At 43.7% G+C, this 8636-nt stretch carries 5 protein-coding genes; all 5 read right to left on the bottom strand.

Features of this window, described 5'->3' with window-relative positions; all coding sequences use genetic code 11:
• Window positions 1-2538: BREX-1 system adenine-specific DNA-methyltransferase PglX (gene pglX / locus BZG84_RS14220; protein WP_077678371.1), on the bottom strand; the 2538-nt coding region annotated here is incomplete at its 3' end.
• 14 nt (window positions 2539-2552) lie between these two features.
• Window positions 2553-6242: a BREX system P-loop protein BrxC gene (brxC, locus tag BZG84_RS14215; RefSeq protein WP_077678370.1), complete on the bottom strand. Its 3690-nt coding sequence runs from the start codon at window positions 6240-6242 to the stop codon at window positions 2553-2555.
• Between the two features lie 17 nt (window positions 6243-6259).
• Window positions 6260-6862: a DUF1788 domain-containing protein gene (locus tag BZG84_RS14210; protein WP_077677745.1), complete on the bottom strand. Its 603-nt coding sequence runs from the start codon at window positions 6860-6862 to the stop codon at window positions 6260-6262.
• Window positions 6859-7458, bottom strand: a complete 600-nt coding sequence (locus BZG84_RS14205; RefSeq protein WP_077678369.1) for a DUF1819 family protein — start codon at window positions 7456-7458, stop codon at window positions 6859-6861. Before BZG84_RS14205 ends, BZG84_RS14210 begins: the two co-directional genes overlap by 4 nt.
• Window positions 7459-7470: 12 nt before the next feature.
• On the bottom strand, window positions 7471-8355 hold the full coding sequence (locus tag BZG84_RS14200) for a WYL domain-containing protein (RefSeq protein WP_077678373.1): 885 nt from the start codon (window positions 8353-8355) through the stop codon (window positions 7471-7473).
• Window positions 8356-8636: the final 281 nt, after the last annotated feature.

The following is an 8636-nucleotide window of genomic DNA, read 5'->3' as shown; positions in this document are numbered from 1 at the left end:
ATTTAAAATTGGCAAGGAGGCAATCTGTCCAGCTTCAAAATTTACGGTAGGAGATATACTCTCAAGTAGAGAGCGAACCATATTGGTATTACTAAAGCCCAATAAAAACAACAAGTCACTCTGGCTATCTGAAAAAATACAACAGCCTGCAACATCAAATAAATAGCCATTCGGATAATATCTCATAGCTAAGTTGCCTGAAGAAATTTTTGACCAACTTATGTTCGGCTTAAAGTATTCAGATATACTTTTTATAGTTCGCGTAGGACTTCCATATAATGAGCTAGCATATTCAAGCAATTCTTTACCATCAAATTCCCAATTCACTACATATTCAGAGTTTCCATACCACTTTCTATAGTCCCCACCTTTGTTATAAGGAAACCACTTTTTATTGGAATCTTTAGCTTCTTCTCTCGTTAAAGCACCCAAAAATACACTATGAAAGTTAACTTCAAACCACAGTCTTAAAAATCTATTATTGTCACTGGTCGCCATACCTTGTCGAGTATCGCCAATAGTTTTTAGACTCACGCCATTCTCAAAGGCTTGAAGTATATTCTCTGACACCCAATAAGCAATCGGACTCCCCGGAATTTTTTTGAAATCATCTGATGCAGCAAGCTTCAACCGTTCATTCTTTACAGGGAATTCAAAGGGCACACCATCTTCATTTATATCTTCATTATCAGCATATAAAAAAAAGCCTTTATAACCGCTCAATTGAATATTTCGGAAAATAGTTGCATTCGTACCAAATGCAATTTTCATAACTCCATTCCCCATATGCACCATGTTTTCAATAGTTCTATGGCTTAATATGGAGTCCCTCATCTGCTCATAACTAGACAAAAACATCCAGCTTTGCATTGTTACCATTGAATTAAGACCTGCTTTTTTCAGCCAGCCAAATCCTCGTTCGATAAAGATGGCAAACAAATCTGATTTGCTATTAGGGAAATTTGTCTTTGCGAAATCTTTCAAGTCCGCATTCATTCCTTTTGCTCCCATATAGGGAGGATTCGCAATAACAGCATCATAACGAATTGATAGCACGAGCGCTTGATGAACAAATTCAATCAATTGCTTCGCCGCAGGCTTTTGCATTGAGTCACCTGACTCTTGCAGTTCGACAAGTGTGCTCAGTAGCTCTTTTAACTGCTCATGCTCATCGCTGGGTACATCAATCAATGAACCAAAGGTCTTGGCCTGAGTAAATCTTGCCAACGTTCTCTTCAGCAGTTGGTAGCGGTTGTCTGCATTGAACGAGCTTAAATCTTGATCTTCCTCTGAGAACAAACCCTGAGATGTGCCGCTTTGCCAACTTCCCGATATATTGAGTGCTTTCCATAAGGTCGGCAGGTCGATATGGTTACTTTCCTGCAATGACAGTACATTGAGTCGCACGTTACGGGCAAAAATACGCTTATCGTCATCTCTCGCCATCATCATCAGCGCAAAGCCAGATAGCTGCGCTGCACGATCATCTATGTCCAGGCCGTAGAGGTTGTTCTCCAGAATCATCTTTGGAATGTCACGAGAGCGGAAACCACGTTCTTCGTAGATGGCTTTTAGTACGTTGTAGGCTTCAATCAATATGTGACCCGAACCACAAGCCGGATCAAGTACTTTAATGGTTTCAGGTTCAATGGATTCAGGCGTAATAGCTTTTAGCTGTTGGTTAACTTCGTCAGATTGTTCAGCAGGCTCAATGTAGTATTCCATCTGCGTTTTAATGGCAGAATCTGGGTAGGTTTGCAGCCATTGACGACCGACTGAGTTTTGTACCAGGTACTTTACAATCCAGTTAGGTGTAAATAGCTGGGTAGCGGCAGGGATGTCTTCACTTTTGACCACCTTACCTATTACCTGATCTTTCTTTTCAGAAATGTAGAACTGGTAAAGCCAACCAATCACTTCGACTTGTTGCCAGTCCTCTTCAGGAATGCTGTCTACCAATCCACGCAGTATTGAGTCGGTACGTGTTAGGTTGTCTGGTAGCAGAAGTTCTGTTTCATCGTCCAAAGCGTCAAATAAGAAAGGCATTGCCTCATGTAGCTTATGGCACTGGCCCAACAGCAGTTCACGATACAGCTCTTCGTCTTTGTTGCCCGCAAGCTTGAGTTCAATAATACGAGCTCTATCTAATCCGAGCTCATCCGCAGCGTCTTGCGCATGGTCGATAATTTCAAATCCTTTAGGATTGTCTGGATGAGACAAAACACGAAAACCGTGACCTAGATAGTCATGGATTTCCATATAGCGAATAGCACATAGGCGGTTGAACCAAGTATAAGCTATCTGTTCCACGAGCTGGTTATAGCCCATTGCCTGAACCTTTTGGACCAATCGCTCTCTGGCCGTTTTTACGCTAGGCTCAAAGGTTTTGCCTTCAATAAGTAATACTGAACCTTCTTGTTTCACCTCTGATATCTGTTTGTCGCTGTATATACCTAGCTGATTTAGTTGTTTTGAAACAGCGGTGATAAACTCACGTCTTGCTTGAGGCGCATATGTTTTAAGCTTTGCAGTATTCATGTGATCTTGCGCTCTTACTTAATTCTTACTCGGTCACCAGCTTTGACAGCAGCAATCAGCTGCTCTTTCAAAGCGGCAAGATAGGCATCAACTTCGGCTTCACTTTCAATGAATCCTGTTGTTACTGACTTTGCCATAGCATCGGTTGGGTTAATCGTTACGGTACGTTTTGCAATCGGCTGTGGCTGCACTGGTTCAGGGGCTTGCTCAGGTGCTGGAGCTGCCTTACCGGCTTTCGCGGCAGCTTCTTCGCGTTTCTTCTGTTCGAGCTCATGACGTCTTTGCTCAGCTTCCGCTTTTTTGCGTTGATCTTCGATAAAATCATTCAGCAACTCATAGGCTTCGTCTTCGTAACCTTCCACTTCAGTTTGCTCACTGATAATTTGTGGTATTGAAGAGGTTGCTTCAATGCGCTGTCTGCACATTTGTAACGGGCGCAGTGCTTGGTTCTGTAGTTCAGACGGTGCATGAGCTTCAGCTAGCGCTTCCTTTACACGTCCGATGCGCAGATCAACACGCTCTAAGGCATGAGTGCGTTTTTCTTCAACCAATGTTGAGTTAACTTTTGCCACCTGCTCGATAAGCGGATTAATGTGGCGCAGCTGCTCATACGGTGAGGGCATATTGTAAATGCGTTCTAATTCAGTGAGCGCTTTTAATGCTTCACTGTCTTTTTCTAACGCAGGTCTATTGGCCTTAAACTTCTCGTTCAATGCGCCAGCAAGGGCTTGCCAAGTTTGAAATTGGCTATTGTAGAAGTCATCAAGATCCTCAAAGTCCTCAGCAAACTCTTCAAGAGCATCAGCGTCTTCTAAGAATCGGGCGATAAGGGCGAAGCTAGGATTACTTCCGACATCTTTTTCCAGAACGCCAGCTACCAACGCAAGACCATCGTCAATTTGAGATTTACCGGGAAAATGGCCAGTCTGAGACTTGGTTCTGAATGATTTAAGCTCTTCATTCCAAGCCAGTAATTCATCGCGCACTAATTGGTAGAGCTCCTTCTCACCAGAGCCGGTAAAAGTTTTAGAAAAAATCTCTTTAACAAGACCAGCAGCCTTTTTAATTTGGCGCTCGTCATGTTGCCTGATCTTATGTACACGGATCTCGCCGCGTTTACGCACGCTGGTAAACGGCTCGTAAGCTTTCTTCAACGCCAGATCTGTGCCCTGGGTACTAAAAGATACCTTTCCAGCCAAGCCCAGCCTTGCAGTGAGCAATAAGATTTCATTGTCTGGCCAGCCATAAGGGCGCTTACCAAAGCGTGCAACGATATCACGTAAATACACGGGCTCATTACGCTCTACTTTTAACGTAACATACTGCTCTATCTCACGGGTGGCTTCTGGATTACATTCATCCGCGTGCAGGTCCAATCCAATTTGTGCAATATCATCGGCAGCGAGTACAGCCTTTAGCTCACGCATAACTTCACCAGGCGTCGCCTTAAGCATGTTCAATTTAGCGAAGGTGTTCTCGATAACGTATTTATATGCCTCTTCGACAATGGCACTTGGCGTCGCTGATTTCTTCGGTAGTTTTGTTCCGATCGCATAAACGTCTGCCTCTGCAAACAAAGCTTCAAAATCGGTTCTCAAGCGCTTTTCGCGCTCAATATTTTCCATCTGCTTCTCGCGCAGAAGGTGTGCTTGCTCTGGGCGCTGCCCCGAGTTTTGCTTTAAGAATCGGTCCGTTTTAATGAAGGTTGTCAGCTCATCCCAAAGACGCTTGTGCTCTCCCAATTTAACCAACACGCAACCATCGGCCTCTAGTGTGTGATTAATGCACGCTTGGTCATGCGCGTAGTCTTCATAATGTGAATCCAAAGGTGAAATGACTTTAATAACCAGGTCTTCCAACGTGGTACCGTCTTTTGGATGGCCGTTACAAAATCGGCTTACTGCAAAGTCTTGCTTATTAATCGGGTAACGATAAGCACGATTACCTTTCAATATGCCGTCAAAAACAATAGAAGAAAGCTTGTTAGAGACCTCGGACATTTCAATATCCGTGTGACGGATCTCGTTTTCAATCTCTTTTTCTTCATTTGTTAGGAAAACAAATTCATCACCATTACGGGCAATCAGTAATTGTCGTTCAAGACGACTCAGGCTATCTTCAATTTGTTTGCGCAGTACAATTTTATCTGCATCGATTTGATCAATTGAAAGCGTAACAAGGTTATCCAATGTGCTTTTGACAACATCGACATAACGGATCAAGAACAGAGTTTTTAGCATCTTGCCGTCAAATTCTGTTAATGAATCTAACTCACAAGCTTGGTCAATTGTTCGTTTTACTGCTGGTTCCAAGAAGCTTTCAATCGGTGCATAAAAACTATGGAATGGGATCAGTACATTAAGGTCTGCCTCTTTCATCTGCTTTGCAGCTGATTGAAAAGCATCAAGTAATGAACGCTCACCCATAGCTAGGTGCTTACCCGTCGCGCCTTTTGTTCGAATTGACTCAAACACTTTTTGTACCAGCGTGTAGTGGTAAGGGACAAACGGGTAGTTGTCTACGAAAGACGGGGCGTCGGTATAACCTCTTAGAGAAGCCGTTGTCGTTTTATCAAATGTCAGCTGATTGCGAAGAATATCGGCTTTTTCAGCGAAGACACCGGCGAGACGCGTGTGGGCCTCTTCCGTTTTCAGCAACAGACGCTTCTGAATCACTTCCGAAGTATTCGAGCTCGATAGCTGTAAGCGAGTACTAAAACGCCCCTGAATTTTAGAAAAGTCTTCGCCATCGCGCTTATCCATCCCTCCGATGGCTACATCAATATCAGCCTGTGATGTCACAACGACCCAAGCTCTACCTCCGCAGTAGGTGCCAAGATCCTCAGTAATGGTCTGAAGTTTCAACATCATTTGGGTGTTTTTACCGATAAACTGGCCGACTTCATCGACTAAAAACAGAATATTTCGATCCCCGGAACGATCTAGATATTCATTGACCCATTTACAGAAATTACGGATATCTAGCGGAAAATTGTTTTCAACTTGCTCAACCCACGCTTTGGCAGACTCTAATGATTGCTCACTGGCATAAGCAAGCGCTTCTGCTAGTTCGTCTCGATAAAAGTCATAAGCGTCACGCTCTGTTTCCCAAGTTGATAGTGTCAACTCAGCGAACTTATCCTTGAAAGATGCGTATTGATTACGCTTATCAAGCTCACGTTCTAAGTGAGCAATATGAGGAAAATCAGCGCAGTATCCTACTCGTTCATTAAATACTTTGAGGAAAACCTTAAGAATGGCATTTTCTTGGTCATCCGTATTGGCTCGTGAATCAATGTTAAAGAGAATGACATCTGTATCTTTGGTAACCGAGTTTTGGATGTCCGCCAACAGCATAGCGTCGCTGATTTTATCTTTAAAAAAATCAAAGGCTTGGCGGCCTTGGCCATCTTTTTTAACTGATTTGTTCTCAAGAAGGTAAGATAGAATTTTTAGGAAGTGAGACTTACCCGAGCCAAAGAAGCCAGAAATCCATACACCAATTTTACCCGACATTGCTGCGTCGCTTTGCGTTACCGATGTTACATAAGCTTCAAAGAATGCCCGAAAGTGTCGGTCCAACTCGCGAGTTACTACATACTCATCAAGCTCAACGTACACGCTGTCATTGTCTTTTTGCTCGGCTTTAACAACGCCGTTAATATTACGTGTCAGCTCTTTAGAAAAAATCTGTTCAATTTTCATTCAGGAGGCTCCCTGCTCTACTTCTTATATTCTGAAAAGGATTTTTTACCGTCTTCAGGCACTAGCTTGAAGGCGCGATAATAGTTTTTAGATTCGATCATACCGAAAGGGTGCAAATCCATTCCGCTATACTCACCTGGATAGAAAAGCACTAGTGGCGTATTGCCCATAACGTCTTGCAAAGCACTCAGTAACTCGTGACCCCGGACAAGAGGCCAGGCGCTGCCTAAACCTGACAGCAGCATAAAATCAAGTTCTGATGGTTGATACGTGTTCGCAATATGCTTTGCTACTTTATCTTGGCTCAGAGGGCCTGACAGTGTTTTTCGGACACCATCGACACCGACTTGCAGTTCACGCTGGCAAGCTCGATCAAATAGATCACGCTTCTCAAGCATCTCTATCAAGACTTGAAAAATATTGATATGAGCAAAGCAGTACCCGCGTTTGGTGAGCTTTTCATCTACATGTCTGAGGTGTTCCCGAAGTACCAATTCAAACTTAGCGGGGTAATCAAATATCCAAAATCCTATTTCATTGCCCAAACCATCGTTTTTCAAGAACTGAGGGGTTTCAATCCTTTCTAAAATTAGATCAAGCCTAGCCTGAAGCGCCTTCATATTGTGCACTCCATAACATCAATCAAATCTTCTCTGCCCAGATGTACTAACCAACCTTTAACTTCTGGCATGAGGTAAACAGGTTGTATTTTCTTTGTTCTACTGTCACTCAGATAACCACTGTCAACCAATGCCTTAATAGCGTTATTACCCATTTTTTTGACAGTCGTGTCAGAGAAATTGCCAAGCTCCGCATACGCGCTCACTCTTACTGCATAAAACTCCGACCATGCGTCAGCAGTCAAAGCGGGCTTATAAGTACGACGAGCCTCTGCGAGGGTGAGGCGCATAAAGTCAACGACGATCGGAGAGTGAATCAGCAATGAAACCATGAGCATCTGGACATACGCGCGCTCACTCGCAGCCAAAAGTTCACTCATAAACGCTTCTCCCATTCCCTCAATACGCCAACGGATGGTTCTAGCATAACGAATGGCAGTCTGACCGGATTTTTTCTGGAGCACATTTTGCTCAACGATTAGCGACTTCCATTCGTCTTCAGGAAGCTTTTTAAGCAGCGATTCCGCGATTATTCTAGACTCCGTTATCAGTAAACTGCCGCCAATTAGGTCGCCTAAATACTCTTTTATATTCATTGATTTATCTCACTAGTCGCTATAACCAGGGGCGAGAGCGGCGTTGTCCACGCCATATAGCGCTTCTGGATTTTTCAGTGCTAAGTGATGCCCTCGCCCAGCATCCTGGTCACTCTTTGAGCAATCAACATTCCATAAGCGCAATAAATATCCAGCAAACGCTGCTCTTATTTCCACACGCAAACAATTGTTTTCCATCCCATAGTCCATCGATACGGCTTCTGGATGCGTTAAGGCTGGATGGGGCATTAGATCTAGCTCAACAATACGATTCCACTGTTTATCCCACTGAAGAGTCTCACTCTCCTCGTTAACTTTATCTTCTATAAGCTGGACTTCATTTATCCTCGTTAAAACAAAGTCCCTAAATTTTTTATGGCTTCTGTCGAATGCACGAACATGCCACCTTAAACCGTTGTCTACTAATGTATGTGGAACAATTTGTCTGCGCCCTTTCCCCGTGGATAAGGACGTATATTCAATGTTAATCGCTGCACGTTTATGTATGGCTTCGCTAACGGAAGCGACGATTTCCAACTTTGGCTTGTTTAGATGAAATGGCGCTTCGCACGCCATTGGTGGTTTAACCTTTCCAAGAAATCCGTCACCAAACCCTTGGCTGATAGTTGCAAGCGTCCGCATAACGTCATAATTAAACAACGGCTGAAACGCACTCGTTTTCAAGTGCACTCTGCGTTTTTCGTCATACATGACGTTGCTGGGGACTAACTCTTTGTAACGTGCAAAATCTTGCGTTGCCACCGACGGTGCCACACTAAACCGTTCAGTTAAGTAACTGCGTCCTGCTTCACCTTTAAAAAATAAGGTGAAATCGATATGAGCAAGGCGCTCTCTCTGCGCTTGGCTAAGCTCTTCAAGTCCAGTGCTGTCTTGCAATGTCAGCCTCTCATCCATCTAGGGCAATCCTGTATCATTTAAAAGCAGGCTACCGATTGAATACAATCGGTAGCCTGCTTTTTTTTGTTAGGTACCATAATATCAACAAGTCCCACCATTGGCTATACAGGCTGCTTTAACACCGTTTGAGTGTCTCATTTCTAGACTAATGGATATGTAGCGGTACTCCCGGCTCACACAATTTGCGCATGCTCAGCATAGGCTTGGTGCGCGTATTGAGAACATTGCAACCATGCCATCTCACGACGTCAATGCAGTAT

Source organism: Salinivibrio sp. PR932 (assembly GCF_001996125.1).
Classification (GTDB): domain Bacteria; phylum Pseudomonadota; class Gammaproteobacteria; order Enterobacterales; family Vibrionaceae; genus Salinivibrio; species Salinivibrio proteolyticus.
The sequence above is the reverse complement of the archived record's forward strand: the minus strand, read 5'-3'. Positions and strand labels throughout refer to the sequence as shown.